The sequence below is a fragment of the Intrasporangium sp. genome, assembly GCF_051961875.1.
In the GTDB taxonomy this organism is placed as follows: Bacteria; Actinomycetota; Actinomycetes; order Actinomycetales; family Dermatophilaceae; genus Intrasporangium_A.
This window is the reverse complement of sequence record NZ_JBQCCV010000031.1, coordinates 1-15318: the sequence shown is the minus strand read 5'-3', so window position 1 is coordinate 15318 and position 15318 is coordinate 1. Positions and strand designations below refer to the sequence as shown.

The window sequence follows — 15318 nt, the reverse complement described above, 5'->3', positions numbered from 1 at the left end:
CCGGTGCCGGTTGTGGGGACATTAAAAGTTTTTGGGCTTTTCTATTTAGGTGCCATTACTACAACCCCTTGTTGTGGGGGCCACTTCACGTCATCCGGGGCCGGTCAGAGCAGCCCGGCGGAGGTGAGCCAGTCCTTGGCCACGACGCTGTCGTCCTTGTGATCGACGACGACCTGCTTGACCAGCTGCGCGAGCGCCGAGGTGTCCAGCTTGGCCGAGACCACGTTGAGGGCCTCCTTGACCGTGTCGACCTTGTCGGTGCGCACGAGCGGCACGACGTTGTCCGAACCGAAGAGGCCCTTCGGGTCATCGAGCACGACGAAGCCGTTGGCCACGATCGACGGGTCGGTCGTGAAGATGTTGGCGGCCTTGACCTGGCCGTTCTTCAGCGCGTTGACGGTCGCCTGGCTGTCGAGCGGGCGGAACTCCTTGGGCACGATGTTGTAGACCGACTTGAGGCCGACGAGCCCCTGCTGGCGCGTGCGGAACTCCGCGGGCGCCGCGATCGTGAGCTCCGACTGGTGGGCGGCGAGATCCGGGATGGCCTTGAGGTTCCAGCCCTGTGCGGTCTCCTTCGTCACGGCGAGGGAGTTCTTGTCCTCGGCGGCCGACTTGTCGAGGACGGTGAGCCCCTGGGGCAGCTTGGTCTTGAGCAGCTTGAAGACCGCGTCGGGGTTCGTCTCCGTCGCACTCTGGTCGTAGTAGTTGAGCAGCGACCCGGTGTACTCGGGGACGAGATCGATCTCGCCGTCGGTGATGGCCTTGAGGTAGGTCTCCCGGTTGCCGATGTTGAAGTGCCGGTTCACGGTGACGCCCTTCGCCTCGAGGGCCTGGGCGTACACCTCGCCGAGGAGCGTCGACTCGGGGAAGTTGGCCGAGCCGATGGTGACCGATCCACTCGCCGAGCCGCCGGTGGCGCCACCTTGGGGGGCAGTGCCCGTCGAACCCGGCTGGAGGGGGTTGGAGCCACCGCCGCACGCGGCGAGCGGGAGTGCCACGGCGGCGAGCGCGATGGCGGCGAACGTTCGAGCACGGTTCATGGTCGATCTCTTTCCGTTCGGTGCGGAGCCGAGGCGGTTGCCTCGGCGAGGTCGAGCTCCGGCCTGGCGACCGCAGCCGCATCGGCGCCTCGTCGCGCCGAGCCGTCAAGGGTGGCAACGCGTGCCGCACGTCCGCTGATTCCCGGCGACACGGCATACCTTTGAACGAGGGCGAGAACGCCGTCGGCGACCAGGGCGAGGGCGGCGACGAGGACCGCGCCGCCCACCATCTGGGCGGCGTCACGGGCGGCGAGCCCGTCGAGAAGGAAGCGGCCGAGACCGCCCAGGCTGACCGAGGCGGCGATGGTCGCCGTCGCGATGACCTGCAGCACCGCGCTGCGCAGGCCGGACAGGACGAGCGGCAGCGCGTTCGGCACCTCGCTCCGCCACAGCACCTGCCACTCGGTCATCCCCATGCCGCGGGCCGCGTCGCGGACGGCGGGGTCGACGCTCTCGATGCCGGCGTAGACCCCGGAGAGCAACGGCGGGATCGCGAGGAGCACGAGCACGACGATGCTCGGGATGACGAAGGCGAGGTCGCTCTGGATGAGCGGCCCCACGAGCATCGACACCGCGAAGAGCAGCCCGAGGCTCGGCACGGCCCGGATCGCGTTGGCCCACGTGACCAGCCAGCGGGCGCGGCCCGTGTGCCCGACGTAGAGCCCGATCGGCAGGGAGATGACCAGGCCGATGATGACGACGACAGCGGTGTAGCGCAGGTGCTCGCTGAGGCGGTTCGGAATGCCGAGATCGCCCGACCAGTTGGCGGGGTTGGTGAACCAGTCGATGAGATCGCGGATCATGCGACCGCCCTCACCCACGGGGTCAGCACCCGCGCCACCAGCTGGATGACGAGGTCGAAGATGAGGGCGAGCACGACGCAGGCGACGATGCCGACCCACACCTCGGTGGCGAACGACTTGGCGTAGCCGTCCGTGAGGAAGAAGCCGAGCTGGTCCACGCCGATGAGCGAGGCGACGCTGACGATGCTGACATTGCTGACGGCGGCGACGCGCAGGCCGGCGGCGAGGACGGGCACAGCGAGCGGCAGGTCGACCGTGAGGAACCGGGCCAGCCCGCCGTACCCCATGGCGACCGCCGCCTGCCTCGTGGAGGGGTCGACGGCGCCCAGCGCGTCGGCGACGGTGCGAGTCAGCAGCGCGATCGTGTAGATCGTCATTGCAACGACGACGTTGATCGAGTCGAGGATGCCGGTGCCGAGGATCACCGGCAGCAGGATGAACAGCGCCAGCGACGGGATCGTGTAGAGCAGCCCGGTCACGCCGAGCAATGGCCCGCGCAGCCAGGCCCGCCGCTGGGCGAGCCACCCGAGCGGCAGCGCGATCAGCAGGCCGATGAGCAGCGGGAGGCCGGCGAGCCAGGCGTGCAGGACCGCTCGCCCGAGGATGTCGTCGAGGTGGTCGAGCGCCCAGCTCATGGCGCGTCCCGCTCGTCGTGGTCGTATGCCGCTGGGCCGGCTCCCCCTTCGGACGCACGCTGCGCGTCGCGCTCGCTCTCGATGGCGGCCACGACGTCGGAGGCGAGCACGGTGCCGACGAAGCGGCCGTCGGCGTCGGCCACCACGCCGCGACCGCTCGGTGAGCTCAGCGCAGCGTCGAGGAGGGCGCGGAGCGAGCCATTCGTGCTCGCAACGGTGCCGCCGCGGTGCAGCAGGGCCCGGTCGACGGGCCGCTCGACCGCTGCGGTGCGCACCCAACCGACGGGCGCCTTGTCGTCGTCGAGGGCGAGCACCCAGTCCGCGCCCACGGCACGGACGTCGCCGGGGGTGGCACCGAGCACGATGGTGGGCTCGGCCCGGAGCGGCAGGCCCGGGGCGGCGGCGAAAGCCAGGGCGCGGTAGCCGCGGTCGCGGCCGACGAACCCGGCGACGAAGTCGTCGACGGGGTCGGACAGCAGCTTCTCCGGGGTGTCGAACTGGGCCACGTGACCGCCGACCCGGAGCACGGCGACCCGGTCACCGAGCTTGATGGCCTCGTCGATGTCGTGGGTGACGAAGAGCGTCGTCTTGCCGAGCTCGGCCTGGATCCGCAGGAACTCCTGCTGTAGCTGCTCGCGGACCACCGGGTCGACGGCCGAGAAGGGCTCGTCCATGAGCATGACCGGCGGGTCGGCGGCGAGCGCTCGCGCCACACCGACCCGCTGCTGCTGGCCGCCGGAGAGCTGGGCCGGGTAGCGCCTCGCCAGCGCCGGCTCGAGGCCGACGAGCTCGATGAGCTCGAGGGCGCGGCTGCGCGCCTTGGCCTTGCTCCAGCCGAGCAGTCGCGGGACCGTCGCCACGTTGTCGGCGACGGTGCGGTGCGGGAAGAGGCCTGCCTGCTGGATGACATAGCCGATCCCCCGCCGCAGCTGCGTCAGGTCCATCGTCCCGGTGTCCACGCCGTCGATCGAGATGGTGCCCGAGGTCGGCGTGATGAGCCGGTTGACCATCCGCAGCGTCGTCGTCTTGCCGCAGCCGGAGGGCCCGACGAGGACGGTGATCTCGCCGGTCGCGGCCTCGAGCGTCAGGTGGTCGACGGCAGGCGGGCCGGCACCGTAGGTCTTGGTCACGCCGTCGAAGCGGATCATGCGACCTCACGCTACCTACCCCAGCCGACAGAACACCCTCAATATCCCTCCAAAAGGCACCAACGGTCGAAGGGCCATCTCCTTTCGAGCGGTCACTTCTCGTCGATGGAGAGGCACACGGAGGCGGCTGGCGCTCGCTCCGCGCACCGGCGACGCAGCCCCGCTCACAACCTTCCTTCTCGTCAGGGGCGCCGCCACTGAGTCGCGCGCACCACCCCACCCCGCGCGCAAAAGGGACGTGGTGCGTCAGAAATCGTAGATGCCGCCGTCGGCGACCGCGCTCTCCGCGATGGACCGGAGCGGGTCGGGCCAGGGCGGGGTGGCGCCCCCGAGCGGGTCCATGAGCCCGGCGACGACGACGTCGGCGATGAGTCGGGACCAGAGGCGCGCCCGGATCAGCATCGCGTGGTCGGAGCGGGCCACGCGGACCAGGGCGGCGCGGCGTCCGTCCGCGCGCAGTTTCTCGACCGTCTCGCGCGAGGCCCAGAGCGGGCAGATCGTGTCGCGGTCGCCGTGGATGAGGACGGTCGTCAGGTCCGGCTTCGCCGGCAGCGGGTCGTCGGCCTCGATCCACGGGGAGATGCCGACGAGGAGGCGGACGTCCGGCTCGTCGGCGATGTGGATCGCGGTGCGGCCTCCCATGGAGTGGCCGATCAGGGCGATCGGCCGGCCCGGGTAGCGGGACCGGACCTGCTCGAGGCCCCACAGGGCGTCCGCGACGGGGGACCGTTCGTCACCGTTCCAGCCGCGCCACCGGAACCGGAGTCTCGCGACGGCGAGGGGTTCGGGTGTCCCGACGGCCGCGATCGCCCGGGCGATCGGGTAGAGCCGTGCCACGTTGTGCGACCAGGCCCGGTTCGCCTGGCGCCCCTCGATGGCACCCCCGTGCAGGACCAGTGCGACGGCGCCCGCGGAAGCGGGAGCGGCGTCCCAGGCGACGGAGGTGAGCGGCATACGGCCTCGGGTCAGACGTGCGTGCGGTGGAAGTTCTGGAACGAGCGGCTCGCGGTCGGGCCGCGCTGGCCCTGGTAGTGCGAGCCGTACTTGCCTGAGCCATAAGGGTGCTCGGCCGGCGAGGTGAGGCGGAAGAAGCAGAGCTGGCCGATCTTCATACCCGGGTAGAGCTTGATCGGCAGGGTGGCGACGTTGGACAGCTCGAGGGTCACGTGCCCGGAGAAGCCCGGGTCGACGAAGCCGGCCGTCGCGTGGGTGAGCAGGCCGAGCCGACCGAGGGAGCTCTTGCCCTCGACGCGCGCGGCGAGGTCGTCCGGCAGGGTCACGCCCTCGAAGGTCGACGCGAGGACGAACTCCCCCGGGTGCAGGACGAAGGCGTCCTCCTCACCGTCGACCTCGACGAGCCGCGTGAGGTCGGGCTGCTCGGCCGCGGGGTCGATGAAGGGGTACTTGTGGTTGTCGAACAGCCGGAAGAACTTGTCGAGCCGCACGTCGACACTCGACGGCTGGACCATGTCGGGGTCCCAGGGGTCGAGCACCACTCGTCCCGAGTCGAGCTCCGCGCGGATGTCCTTGTCTGAGAGCAGCACGACCCGAGACTAGTGGAGGGGCCTTGCCGTTCGGCCCTGCAGCACGTGTGCGGTGCCCTAGCGTGACCACATGACGGACGACAGGGTGGTCGCCGGGGGCGGCGAGGGGCGGGTCGACGGGGGCGACGAAGGGCTCGCCGACTTCATGCGGCAGTTCCGTCGCTTCGTGCAGACGGCGCTGGAGCGGTTCGGCGACATGGATGACGCGGGCGAAGGGTTGGGTGACGCGCTCTCGGATCACCTTGTCACCGACGCCCGGCGCCTCCCGGTCGTGGCGGAAAACGTGCCGCCCCACCGGGTCGTCGACGCCGACATCGCCCTGGCCGAGCTGGTCGGGACTGACGACGAGGCGCGGGTCATCGGGGTCGCGGGCGACATGCGCCACCACATGACCCTTGCCGACCTGCTCCAGCTCGGCACCCCGTGGGGCGGCTCCGTGCGAGTGGGGCCCGTCGACTACGCCCAGCTGGCGACCGGCCCACGCGCCACCGACCGTCGCCAGGTCGTCTCGGCCGGGGTCCACCTGTTCCGGTGGAACGGCAACGCCGTCGTCGTGCGCGTCATGGGCTACGCACCGCAGTTCGGTCGGGAGGAAGCCCTCCTCGAGGTCATCGCCGCGGACCGTGCCGTGGCCGAGTCGCTCATCGACCGGCTGCGGGTCCTCATGGACGAGCGCAGCGTGCTGCGCGGCCAGATCATCACCTTCGGCTCCGACCCGTACGGGCGCGGGATGGCGGGGATCACCTTCCTCGAGCGTCCGTCGCTTGCGTCGTCCGACGTCGTGCTGCCCGAGGGCGCCCTCGACCGGATCGGGGCGCATGTCGTCGGGATCGGTGAGCAGCGCGACCGCCTCCGGGCGCACGGGCAGCACCTCAAGCGGGGCGTCCTGCTCTTTGGCCCGCCCGGCACCGGCAAGACGCACACGGTGCGCTACCTGCTCAGCTCGACGCCGGGGACCACTGCCGTGCTCCTCAGCGGGGGCGCCCTGGCGCACATCCATACGGCGGCCAAGGTCGCCCGCGCCCACCAGCCGGCCATCGTCGTCCTCGAGGACGTCGACCTCGTCGCCGAGGACCGGTCGTTCGCGATGGGTCCCCAGCCGCTCCTCTTCGAGGTGCTGGACGCGCTCGACGGCCTCGACGCCGACGCCGATGTCGCGTTCCTGCTCACGACGAACCGGGTCGCAGACCTCGAGCTCGCCTTGTCGCAGCGCCCCGGCAGAGTCGACCTCGCCGTCGAGATCCCGTTGCCCGACGAGGCGGGCCGGCGAGCCCTCTTCAGGCTGTATGCCGCCCAGCTCTTCTCCGACGGCGCGCTCGCCCACGCTGCGGCGCGGTCGGAGGGGACGACGGCGTCCTTCGCCAAGGAGCTCGTCCGGCGGGCGGTGCTGCACGGGGCGCTGGCTGGCCAGGACCCCTCGGACGAGCACCTGGAGTCGGCGCTGGACGAGCTGCTGTCCGACTCCGAGGTGCTGACCCGGAGCCTGCTCGGCGTCCCGTCGGACGGGGAACCGGCCGGGGAGCAAGGCGAGTTCGGCGGTCCCGGTGAGGGCGGCGGAGGTTGGGCGGAGCCGGCCCCGGCCCCGGTGGTGGTCCGAGGCGGCCGTGCCTTCGGGTGGTTCGGCTACGCGCCGCCCGGGGGCCGCCCGCACCCGTGACCGGGGCTCGGGGCGGATGGGTTGTGCGCGGTTTGAGCTGCCCTGGCGACCTCAACCGCGCACAACCGGGCAGCCGAGCCGGGGGCTGAACGGCATACCGACTGGGAGTGGCTCAGCCGCCGAACGTGAGGGTCGGCTTGCCCGGGACGTCCACGCGCATCCGGAAGACGGAGCCGGCCTGCGGCTCGGGGTCGTCGAGGTTCTCGCGGGAGGTCGTGATGAACAGGTCCCGCCCGTCGGTGCCGCCGAGCGTGCACGCGGTGACGAGGCGGAGCGGCAGCTGGGCCTCGTGGAGGATCTCGGCGTCGGGTGAGTAGCAGCGGACCTTGCCGACGCGGTTGAGCGCGACCCAGACGTTGCCGGCGGAGTCGACGGTGAGCCCGTCGGGGGACGTGCCCTCGGCCTCGTGGAAGACGCGGCGGTTGGTCAGCTCCTCGTCCACGACGTCGAAGACGTCCGTGCGCCGGGTCTTCGTGTCGTTGTAGTAGGCGCGGGTCCCGTCGGGCGAGAAGTCGATGCCGTTCGAGGTGGTCACATGCGGCAGCACGACGGACACGTCTCCGGACGGGGTGACGCGGTAGAGCGAGGCGGCGCCCTCGGTGCGGTCGTAGGCCATCGACCCGCAGTAGAGGTTGCCCCACGGGTCGCAACCGCCCTCGTTCATCCGTATGCCGCTGTCCTCCCAGACCTCGAGCATCGGCTTGGGCGCGTCGTCGGGGGTGTCGGAGAGGGCCAGGCCGCGCTCGGTGCCGACGACGTAGCCGCCGTTCGTGCGAGGCCGGACGAACGCGGCGATCTTGCTGCCGACACCCAGTCGGTCGACGGTGCCGTCGGCGCGGAGGGTGAGCAGGTCGCCCGCGAGCATGTCGACCCAACGAAGGCCGCCCCACGTGTCGGACCAGACCGGGCCCTCTGCGTGATAGGCGATCGGGTCGGTGATCTGCTCGAGTTCGCTCATCGACCCATCATGGCTCAGCCCCTCGGTGCCGTCATTCCCACCAGAGGCCGACGTAGTGGTGGCCCGCGGGCAGGCTGGGCGCGTCGACGAGCCATCCGACGGAGGTGGCGGGGCCTCCGCTCGGCTCCGTGCCGGCCTCGGCCGTCAGCGCGTCGATCTCCTCGGGGTGCAGGGTCGTGATGACGGCCGCGCCGCTCGCGAAGGGCCACTCGTCGTCAGGGTAGACGTCGAACTCGAGCGGGTCGAGCTCCATCCGCACGTCGTGGACCTCGGGCCGGTCACGCAGGGCGACGAGCACCCGCCGGATGGTGTCGAGGTCGATCTCGTCGTCGCGGTTCGGCCCGATGGACCAGTCGCAGTCGTTGCCGTCGAAGAACTGCTCCAGGGTCACGGCGACCTGTGCGTGGCGTCCTCCGCGCGCCTCGACGTGCTCGACGAGCGCCCGCTGCTTGGCGAGGTCCATGGGCGAGATGGGCCCTTTCGTGACGGGGACGCGGTGTCGGCTACACTGACGCCGCGTGCCGCATCCGGTCCACCGAGCGGCGTCGCGAGCGTAGCTCAATGGTAGAGCGCCAGCTTCCCAAGCTGGATACGCGGGTTCGATTCCCGTCGCTCGCTCCAAGCAGAAAGCCGCAGGTCAGGACATATTTCCCGGCCTGCGGCTGATTCTTTGTGGGACGCCCTCGGGGCGCGAGGCGGACTGCTACGGTCCACGGATGCGGCATCTTGGGTGGGTGCCCCCGGTGATCGGGTCGACGGTTCTCGCAGGGGCCTTGGCCGTGGCCTTGCTGCCAGGCGGCTTGCCTTCCCACGGCGCGCCGGACGGGCCGGGACCAGCGAGCCTCCCGGCCCGATTGGCCGACTACTCCTATTTCACTGGAGAGGTCAGCTCCTCCGCACCCGGGCGCGCGATCGCCGTCTTTCAGCACGGGTTCGGCGTGGAAGCCATGGACTTCCCGCAGGAGGTGATGCTAGGCGCCGACGGTGACGTCTACCGCCGAGTGGACGTTGCCGAGAACTGGAGCGTCGATGAAGATCAAGGTGACCCGGCTCCCCTGCTGCTGTCTCCCGACGGGACGCGGGTCGTAGTCGGTACCCACCATGCACGGGAGCCGGCCTTGGCGGTCCTCGACCTGCTCACAGGCGTGACAGAGACCTACCGAGTCCCCGGCGGCCTCAGTCTCGTACCCCTGGCCTGGTCACCCGACTCAAGCCGGGTGGCTTACCTGAGCGCCGCGGAGGCGACGCAGCCCTACCATCCGGGTTCCGCCGTTAGGGGCGACCTGGGCCTGCTGGAGGCGACGACTGGGCGGGCACACCTCGTGCCTGGTCCCACCGGCGTCAGAGCAGCCGCCTTCTCGCCGGACGGGACCGAGCTGGTGATCGCCCCCATCGCGATCGGTGACAGATGGGGTCCCGGGACCGAGACCTGGTCATGGGATGGAGAGAAGGTGGAGGTCGTCGGTCTCGACGGCGCCGTCCGTCGCCAACTGACCCTGCCCCGCGGCCGCTACCTCGCCGGACCGAACGCCTGGTCCCCGGACGGCCGGTTGCTGGCCACTGTCAGCGATGCGGCGGAGAGCCTCGTCTTCATCGACGCATCGGGACGTGGGGGCCCGGTCCCTAGGCCGCTCAAAGTCCTGGAGCGAGGTCGCCTCGCAATGCTTGGCTGGACCCGTGCCGATGAGGTGTTGGTCGTGGACGACATCAGCGGACCGGACGACTCGGGCGCTGACCGGGGGCTGCGCTGGATCAGGGCGGTTCCCCTCAACGGCCAAGAGCCACGCCAACTCGCCGCCGTGCAGGGCCACGACGAGAACTACGTGATCGGCCGCCTCCAGTTGGCGGCCGGGCTGCTGCCGGACCTGCAGGTTCGAGCGCCCGGCGAGGTCGATCGAGGTCGCTGGCCGACGTGGATGCGCATCTCGGCTGCCGTTCTCATCGGAGGCGCAGCATTCATGGCTCCCCACCTTGTGCTGCGACGGAGGGCGACAACGGCTCGGTGAACGCGGTCGGAGATAGTGGCCGTGAACTGGCGTCGCCAGTCACTCCAGAGTGGTGCGGCCGTCGTCGGTGACGATCCAGCCCGGGTTCCAGGCGACCTCCCACAGATGCCCGTCGGGGTCCGCGGCGTAGCCACTGTAACCGCCCCACTCGGCCGCGACCGCAGGCCTCGTGACTCGCCCGCCTGCCGCTGCGAACTGCTCGAGCATCGTGTCCACCTCCTCGCGGCTCCGGGTGTTGTACGCGATCGCGATGCCGGCGAACCCCGTCGGCTGGTGCTCGACACCGGCGTCCTCGGCGAGCGCGGCCCGGTCCCACAGGGCGAGGATCATCCCCGGCAGCTGGTAGAACGCGACCTCGTCATGGGTGTTGCCACGCTGCCAGCCGAGTCCCTCCTCGTAGAACCTGCGGGCACGGGCGAGGTCGGCGACGCCGAGCGTGATGAGGCTGATCCGTTGCTCCATGCCGCGACGCTAGCGCCGTCCTCCGACAACCACCGCTCCGACAACCACCGCCTCACATCGCCCCTCGACGCCGCAGGCTCCAGGGGCGACCGTCGGGGTCGTAGACGAGCCGGTAGAGCGGCGTGGCCCAGATCCGGGTCAGGCGCCCCAGGGCCGGCTCGATCAATGGGCGGAGGCGCCCTGGCGGCCTGGAGCGGGTGCTGCCGTCGTCGTGCCACGCCTGCAGCGCGGCCGCGCGGCGCGCATACGCGTCGAAGTGCTCCTCCATGGGCACGGCCTCGGTGCAGTCGAGGTGTTCGCGGGCCAACCGCTGGCGCAGGCTGCGGGCGTATTCCGGGTGGACGACTGCCGCGGTCAGCTCCGAGTCATGGGTCCAGGACCGCCGGTTGAAGTTGTCCGACCCGACCGCGGCCCAGGTGTCGTCGATGACGCAGACCTTGGCGTGCACGTAGACGGGTGTGCCGCGCAGGTTCTCGACCCCGTAGACGCCGACGCGCCCCGGCCCCGCCTCGTGCAGCTGCTCGAGCAGCCGGGTCCGGCTCACGAGGTTCGGTGGCTGCGTGACGGCCCCGTCCTCGTCCGGCAGGTGCGGCAGCACCGCGACGAGCCGCAGCTCCGGATTGTCGCGGAGGGCCGCCGCGAACACGGCGCCGACTTCCGGCGACCAGAGGTACTGGTCCTCGAGATAGATCAGCCGCCTCGCCTGCCCGATCGCCTTCGCATAGCCCCGGGCAACGCTCCGCTCGCCTTGTGGGGCAAAGGGATAGCCGCCAAGGCGATGGCCGTAGGTCCGCAGCAGCTGCACCGGGTGCGGGCCGGTCGGGGCGGGATCCGGCAGCTGCGGCGGGAGCGGCGTGCGGTCCGGCACGTCCCTGCGGAGGCGGTCAGCGGCATACCGCACGGGGGACCGGCTGAGCGCCTGACGGTCCTCCCAGCGCTCTCGGAAGACCGTCTCGACGTCGCCGACGGCCGGCCCCGTGATCGCCAGCTGCACGTCGTGCCAAGGCGGGCGCGAGCCGTATGCCGCTGACATCGCCTGCCGCTGCGGGTCCCCTTCGTGGGTGGCGTCGTCCCGGCGGCTGTGGCAGAGGTCGATGCCCCCGACGAAGGCCACGTCGAGCTCCGGGCGGGCCGGGTGCCGCAGCACGACGAACTTCTGATGGTGGGAGCCGCCGACCCGCACCCGCATGTCGAGGAAGCACTCGCCACCGGCGCGGTTGATCTCCTCGCCGAGGTGCCGGTTCTGCGCCGCGGAGAAGGCGAGGCGGTCCCAGTGCGAGCGCCAGACGAGGCCCCGCACGTCGACCCCGCGCCGGGCGGCGTCCGCAAAGAGGGCGCCCACCTCGCTGCCGGGCTCGTCGGTCAGCCGCTCGTCGGGGTCACCACGCCAGTCGACGAACAGGAGCAGGTCGCCCCGCTCCATCTGCGAGACCCGCTCGACCAGGGCGGCGAAGTAGGAGCTGCCGTGCACCATCGGGGTGACGAGGTTGCCCTCGGTCCACGAGCGGTCCTCCGGATGCCGGCTGTCGAGGCGAGTGGCGGGGTTGCCCCGTTCCTCGCGAGAGAGGAACCACTCCGCGGCAACCGGCAACGCCATCACGCCTCCTCGGCTCGATGGTGCACAGTCTGTCACCGGCGACCCGCGCGCAGGGCTCAGATGGGGAGCCGACGAAAGATCGCCCGCGGGGTCGCGGCGAGTGCCGCCATCACGTAACGCAGTGACGCGGGCACCCAGACGGTCCGTGACCCCCGGTCGAGGTTGGTGGCAATCGCCTCCGCGACCTCCTCCGGACCGACGGCGAGGGGCGCCGGCTGGCGGCCCGCCGTCATCCGCGTCCGCACGAATCCGGGTCGCACGACGACGACGGACACGCCGGTGCCGTGGAGAGCGTCGCCGAGTCCGCTTGCCAGGGCGTCGACCCCCGCCTTCGTCGACCCGTAGAGCGCGTTCGAGGCGCGCCCCCTGGTCGCCGCGGCCGACGACAGCACGACGATGACGCCGTGCCCCTGCGCCCGCATCCGCTCCGCAGCCGGCAGGAGCGTGGTCACCACGGCGGTGTAGTTGACGTCGACGACGTCGGCCGCGGCGAGGGGATCGGCGCGGACCACAGACTCGTCCGGCAGGGCGCCCCAGCTGAGCAGCACGACGTCGACCTCTCCGCCGTCGAAGGCCCCGGCAATGAGGGACGGGTGCCGGGACCGGTCGCGCGCGTCGAAGTCGACGACCTCGACGGTCCGCACCCCCAGGCCCCTGATCCGTTCCACGACGACCTCCCGCCCGGCGACGGGTCGACCAGCGAGCACCACACGCTCGAGCCGTCCGCCCCGAGCGAGCCTCGCCACCGTGGCGCCCGCGATCTCGCTCGTCGCCCCGAGCACGAGAACGGACTGGACCTCCCCGCACGCGTCGATCACAGGCCCAACCTCCGGGACAGGTCAGACGCGAAGACGTGGTCGGGGTCCAGCCGATCCCGAAGTCCCCGCCACTCGTCGAGCCGCGGATACATCCGCGCTACAGCCCACGGCGCGAGCCGTGCATCCTTGGCGAGGTAGACGCGGCCACCGGCCGAGATCACCTCAGCGTCGACCTCGTCGAGCATGGCTCCGATCCCGTCGCTCACGGGCAGGTCGACGGCGAGGGTCCACCCGGGTTGCGGGAACGACAGCGGCGCCGGCCCCGCCGCACCGAACCGCTTGAGGACGCAGAGGAACGTCGGAGCGCGATGGCGTGCGAACAGGCCGACAACACGACGGACCGTCTCGGGGTCACGGACGGTCAGCTGGTGCTGCACGAAGCCCCGTGCCCCATACAGCCGGTTCCAGGCGGCCACCACGTCGAGGGGGTGGAAGAACGAGCCGAGCGGCTCGACGCTCCGACGCGCCCTCGGCGCCCGGTGGTACACGGCGTTGAAGAACCGGACCGTCAGCGGGTTCAGCGGAGCGGGCGGCGCCCAGCGCGGGACTCCCAGCCGTCCGGCGGGCAGGGCCGCACGGACGTCCGGGTCGCCGCGCGGCGACGGCTCGGCCCCATGGTCCGCATGGTCGCCCGCGGTGACGATGCCCCTGCCGAGCCGTGCCCCCGGGGTGAGGCAGTCGACCCACGCGACGCTGTACCGATGCGTGCGATCGGCTGCGGCGAGCGCCTCCATCGTCTCCTCGAGCGAGTCCGTCCGGATCGTGTCGACGGACATCAGTCCTGACCGGACCGGGATGAGCCGCAGGGTCGCGGCGACCACGATCCCGGTGAGGCCCATCCCGCCCGGGACCGCCCAGAAGAGGTCGTCCCCCGGGGTCAGTGTGTGCAGGTCGCCGCGACCGTCGAGGAGCACCAAGGAGTCGAGGTGGGCCGAGATGGAGCCGTCGCGATGGTGGTTCTTGCCATGGACGTCCGCCGCGATCGTCCCGCCGACCGTGACCTGGCGCGTGCCGGGCGTCACCGGCACGAACCATCCCTGCGGCAGCACGGTCCGGATGAGCCGGTCCAGGCTCACCCCGCCCCCGCACGTGACGAGCCCCGTCGCGGGGTCGACGGGACCGATGCCGTCCAGCCCGGCGATCTCGAGGACCAGTCCGCCGGCGTTCTGCGCGGCATCCCCGTAGCTGCGACCCAGCCCGCGGGCGATGACGCCGCGGGGCGGGCGCGTCGCGATGAGGCGGGCGAGGTCGTCCACGCCCGGGGGCGCGACGACCTGGGCGACGCTCGGGGCGGTCCGCCCCCAGCCGGTGAGCGGCCGGCGGCAGGGCACCCGCGGCGCCGGCTGCCCTGCCGGCTGCTCTGCCGCATGCTGTGCGGCCTGCCTCATGTCATCGCCGCCAGCCAGAAGGTCACACCCCACAGCACGACCAGCACCTGCAGCACCCGGTCGACGGCCACCACGCGCTCCGGGTCCTCCGCGCGAGCCCGGTCGACGTCGAGCGCGTAGCGGAGCACGGCGAGCACGAACGGGACGACGGACAGAGCGGCATACGTGGTCTCGACGCCTTCCGCGGTGATGCCGAAGGCCCAGAGGCAGTATGCCGCGATGGCCACCGCAGCGCTCACCCCGAGCACGAGACGCAGGTAGCTCTCCGAGTAGCGGCCGAGGCTGCTACGGGTGCCCTGTGCCGCTCCGGACGTCACGAGCTCGGACAGCCGCTTGCCGGTGACCATGAAGAGCGAGCCGAATCCGGTGACGATGAGGAACCACGTGCTGATGGGGATGCCGGTCGCCGCGCCGCCGGCCACGGCGCGCAGGAGGAAACCGCCGGACACGAGCGCCAGCTCGATGACCGGCTCGCTCTTGAGCAGGGTCGAGTAGGCGGTGGTGAGGACGAGATAGGACACGACGACCCACCGCAGCGAGCCGGCCCCGGCAAGGACGATCGAGGCCACCATGAGGGCCGCGGACAGGGCCAGGGCCGCGGCGGGGCGCACGCGCCCGGAGGCGACCGGGCGCAGCCGCTTGGTCGGGTGCCGCGCGTCCGCCTCCGCGTCGAGGACGTCGTTGAGGCAGTAGCCCGCGCTCGCGGCGAGGCAGAGCACGACGAAGGCCTGGGCGGTCTGTAGGAGCACGGCACGGTGCAGCAGGGACCCGGCGGCGACCGGCACGGCCGCAACGAGCAGGTTGCGGAGCCAGAGCTGGGGCCGCACGACCTGGAGCAGCCCGAGAGCGGTGGAGGGCACGCCGGTCCGCGCGGTCATCGCCATCAGCGGAGCGTGATGTAGAAGAAGTCGCGCTGGTCCGGGCGGAGGAACCGGTCGGCGCGTGACGGCATCGCGGGCAGCAGCTTCTGGGGAACGGCGCTGGTCGCGTCGGGCACCCATCGGGCGAAGAACACCATGCCCGCGTGCATGTCCAGCTCGACGGCGCTGACCGCCTTGGCAGCGACCAGGGCATTGGTGAGGACGCGCAGCGTCATGTGGTCGCCCGCCACGTAGATGAGATTGCCCTGTGCATCCACGCCGAGCCCCGATCGCCAGGTGAACTGCCGCTGGTTCCCGGGCACGCCCCAGGGCCCGCTCGCGTCTGCGATCCCCGGAGCAGCGGCGCCGCCCTGCACGATGAGGTGCAGGTTCTGGCGGACC

The 15318-nt window shown here is 71.5% G+C and carries 17 protein-coding genes and 1 tRNA gene; 3 read left to right on the top strand and 15 right to left on the bottom strand.

What is annotated here, in order from left to right; genetic code table 11:
• Positions 1 to 104 precede the first annotated feature (104 nt).
• The 6 genes from ACTHJJ_RS01935 to dcd form a co-directional block, all read right to left on the bottom strand.
• The gene (locus tag ACTHJJ_RS01935; RefSeq protein WP_440301250.1) at positions 105 to 1040 is read right to left on the bottom strand and encodes an ABC transporter substrate-binding protein; all 936 of its coding nucleotides are present in this window, start codon (positions 1038 to 1040) and stop codon (positions 105 to 107) included.
• Positions 1037 to 1843, bottom strand: coding sequence for an ABC transporter permease (locus ACTHJJ_RS01930; RefSeq protein ID WP_440301249.1), 807 nt, complete (start codon positions 1841 to 1843; stop codon positions 1037 to 1039). Before ACTHJJ_RS01930 ends, ACTHJJ_RS01935 begins: the two co-directional genes overlap by 4 nt.
• Positions 1840 to 2478 (bottom strand): ABC transporter permease, encoded by a 639-nt coding sequence (locus ACTHJJ_RS01925; RefSeq protein WP_440301248.1) that lies wholly within the window; start codon positions 2476 to 2478, stop codon positions 1840 to 1842. The genes ACTHJJ_RS01930 and ACTHJJ_RS01925 overlap by 4 nt, the downstream gene beginning before the upstream one ends.
• Positions 2475 to 3626: an ABC transporter ATP-binding protein gene (locus tag ACTHJJ_RS01920; RefSeq protein ID WP_440301247.1), complete on the bottom strand. Its 1152-nt coding sequence runs from the start codon at positions 3624 to 3626 to the stop codon at positions 2475 to 2477. Before ACTHJJ_RS01920 ends, ACTHJJ_RS01925 begins: the two co-directional genes overlap by 4 nt.
• A 246-nt stretch (positions 3627 to 3872) precedes the next feature.
• Entirely contained in the window at positions 3873 to 4580 is a 708-nt protein-coding gene (locus ACTHJJ_RS01915) for an alpha/beta hydrolase (RefSeq protein WP_440301246.1), read from the bottom strand.
• 11 nt (positions 4581 to 4591) lie between these two features.
• A complete protein-coding gene (gene dcd / locus ACTHJJ_RS01910) occupies positions 4592 to 5170 on the bottom strand; it encodes a dCTP deaminase (RefSeq protein WP_440301245.1) in 579 nt (192 codons plus the stop codon).
• A gap of 70 nt (positions 5171 to 5240) precedes the next feature.
• Here dcd and ACTHJJ_RS01905 point away from each other — a divergent pair, with 70 nt between their 5' ends.
• On the top strand, positions 5241 to 6827 hold the full coding sequence (locus ACTHJJ_RS01905) for an AAA family ATPase (RefSeq protein ID WP_440301244.1): 1587 nt from the start codon (positions 5241 to 5243) through the stop codon (positions 6825 to 6827).
• 112 nt (positions 6828 to 6939) lie between these two features.
• Here ACTHJJ_RS01905 and ACTHJJ_RS01900 read toward each other — a convergent pair whose 3' ends face one another.
• Positions 6940 to 7785 carry an SMP-30/gluconolactonase/LRE family protein gene (locus ACTHJJ_RS01900; protein ID WP_440301243.1) on the bottom strand — a complete coding sequence of 282 codons (846 nt, stop codon included), beginning with the start codon at positions 7783 to 7785 and terminating at the stop codon, positions 6940 to 6942.
• Between the two features lie 31 nt (positions 7786 to 7816).
• A complete protein-coding gene (locus tag ACTHJJ_RS01895) occupies positions 7817 to 8248 on the bottom strand; it encodes a hypothetical protein (RefSeq protein ID WP_440301242.1) in 432 nt (143 codons plus the stop codon).
• An 84-nt stretch (positions 8249 to 8332) separates the two neighbouring features.
• Between ACTHJJ_RS01895 and ACTHJJ_RS01890 the strand changes: the two genes are divergently transcribed.
• Positions 8333 to 8406, top strand: a tRNA-Gly gene (locus ACTHJJ_RS01890).
• A gap of 350 nt (positions 8407 to 8756) precedes the next feature.
• On the opposite strand, the gene ACTHJJ_RS01885 is transcribed toward ACTHJJ_RS01890, so the two are convergent.
• A complete protein-coding gene (locus ACTHJJ_RS01885; protein WP_440301241.1) occupies positions 8757 to 8888 on the bottom strand; it encodes a hypothetical protein in 132 nt (43 codons plus the stop codon).
• Between the two features lie 114 nt (positions 8889 to 9002).
• Between ACTHJJ_RS01885 and ACTHJJ_RS01880 the strand changes: the two genes are divergently transcribed.
• A complete protein-coding gene (locus ACTHJJ_RS01880) occupies positions 9003 to 9791 on the top strand; it encodes a hypothetical protein (protein WP_440301240.1) in 789 nt (262 codons plus the stop codon).
• Positions 9792 to 9830: 39 nt separating this feature from the next.
• Here the strand turns inward: ACTHJJ_RS01880 and ACTHJJ_RS01875 are convergent, their stop codons facing one another.
• From ACTHJJ_RS01875 to ACTHJJ_RS01850, 6 genes are all read right to left on the bottom strand, one after another.
• Positions 9831 to 10253 carry a VOC family protein gene (locus tag ACTHJJ_RS01875; protein ID WP_440301239.1) on the bottom strand — a complete coding sequence of 141 codons (423 nt, stop codon included), beginning with the start codon at positions 10251 to 10253 and terminating at the stop codon, positions 9831 to 9833.
• Between the two features lie 52 nt (positions 10254 to 10305).
• Positions 10306 to 11850: a phospholipase D family protein gene (locus tag ACTHJJ_RS01870; protein ID WP_440301238.1), complete on the bottom strand. Its 1545-nt coding sequence runs from the start codon at positions 11848 to 11850 to the stop codon at positions 10306 to 10308.
• Between the two features lie 56 nt (positions 11851 to 11906).
• Positions 11907 to 12668, bottom strand: coding sequence for an SDR family NAD(P)-dependent oxidoreductase (locus tag ACTHJJ_RS01865; RefSeq protein ID WP_440301237.1), 762 nt, complete (start codon positions 12666 to 12668; stop codon positions 11907 to 11909).
• The gene (locus ACTHJJ_RS01860) at positions 12665 to 14056 is read right to left on the bottom strand and encodes an FAD-binding oxidoreductase (protein WP_440301236.1); all 1392 of its coding nucleotides are present in this window, start codon (positions 14054 to 14056) and stop codon (positions 12665 to 12667) included. Before ACTHJJ_RS01860 ends, ACTHJJ_RS01865 begins: the two co-directional genes overlap by 4 nt.
• Complete coding sequence (locus ACTHJJ_RS01855) at positions 14053 to 14940, bottom strand: decaprenyl-phosphate phosphoribosyltransferase (protein ID WP_440301235.1); 888 nt, start codon at positions 14938 to 14940, stop codon at positions 14053 to 14055. The genes ACTHJJ_RS01860 and ACTHJJ_RS01855 overlap by 4 nt, the downstream gene beginning before the upstream one ends.
• On the bottom strand, positions 14940 to 15318 hold a 379-nt coding region (locus ACTHJJ_RS01850; protein WP_440301234.1), incomplete at its 5' end, for a hypothetical protein. The genes ACTHJJ_RS01855 and ACTHJJ_RS01850, both read right to left, overlap by 1 nt.

Bases quoted from the DNA above. Each gene is read 5' to 3' on its own strand.
- ACTHJJ_RS01935 (WP_440301250.1), bottom strand. From the start codon at position 1,040: ATGAACCGTGCTCGAACGTTCGCCGCCATCGCGCTCGCCGCCGTGGCA.
- ACTHJJ_RS01930 (WP_440301249.1), bottom strand. From the start codon at position 1,843: ATGATCCGCGATCTCATCGACTGGTTCACCAACCCCGCCAACTGGTCG.
- ACTHJJ_RS01925 (WP_440301248.1), bottom strand. From the start codon at position 2,478: ATGAGCTGGGCGCTCGACCACCTCGACGACATCCTCGGGCGAGCGGTC.
- ACTHJJ_RS01920 (WP_440301247.1), bottom strand. From the start codon at position 3,626: ATGATCCGCTTCGACGGCGTGACCAAGACCTACGGTGCCGGCCCGCCT.
- ACTHJJ_RS01915 (WP_440301246.1), bottom strand. From the start codon at position 4,580: ATGCCGCTCACCTCCGTCGCCTGGGACGCCGCTCCCGCTTCCGCGGGC.
- ACTHJJ_RS01905 (WP_440301244.1), top strand. From the start codon at position 5,241: ATGACGGACGACAGGGTGGTCGCCGGGGGCGGCGAGGGGCGGGTCGAC.
- ACTHJJ_RS01900 (WP_440301243.1), bottom strand. From the start codon at position 7,785: ATGAGCGAACTCGAGCAGATCACCGACCCGATCGCCTATCACGCAGAG.
- ACTHJJ_RS01895 (WP_440301242.1), bottom strand. From the start codon at position 8,248: ATGGACCTCGCCAAGCAGCGGGCGCTCGTCGAGCACGTCGAGGCGCGC.
- ACTHJJ_RS01885 (WP_440301241.1), bottom strand. From the start codon at position 8,888: ATGGTGGGTACCGACTACGACCCGCGTCCCGTCGGGAGACAGCAGCAG.
- ACTHJJ_RS01875 (WP_440301239.1), bottom strand. From the start codon at position 10,253: ATGGAGCAACGGATCAGCCTCATCACGCTCGGCGTCGCCGACCTCGCC.
- ACTHJJ_RS01870 (WP_440301238.1), bottom strand. From the start codon at position 11,850: ATGGCGTTGCCGGTTGCCGCGGAGTGGTTCCTCTCTCGCGAGGAACGG.
- ACTHJJ_RS01860 (WP_440301236.1), bottom strand. From the start codon at position 14,056: ATGAGGCAGGCCGCACAGCATGCGGCAGAGCAGCCGGCAGGGCAGCCG.
- ACTHJJ_RS01855 (WP_440301235.1), bottom strand. From the start codon at position 14,940: ATGGCGATGACCGCGCGGACCGGCGTGCCCTCCACCGCTCTCGGGCTG.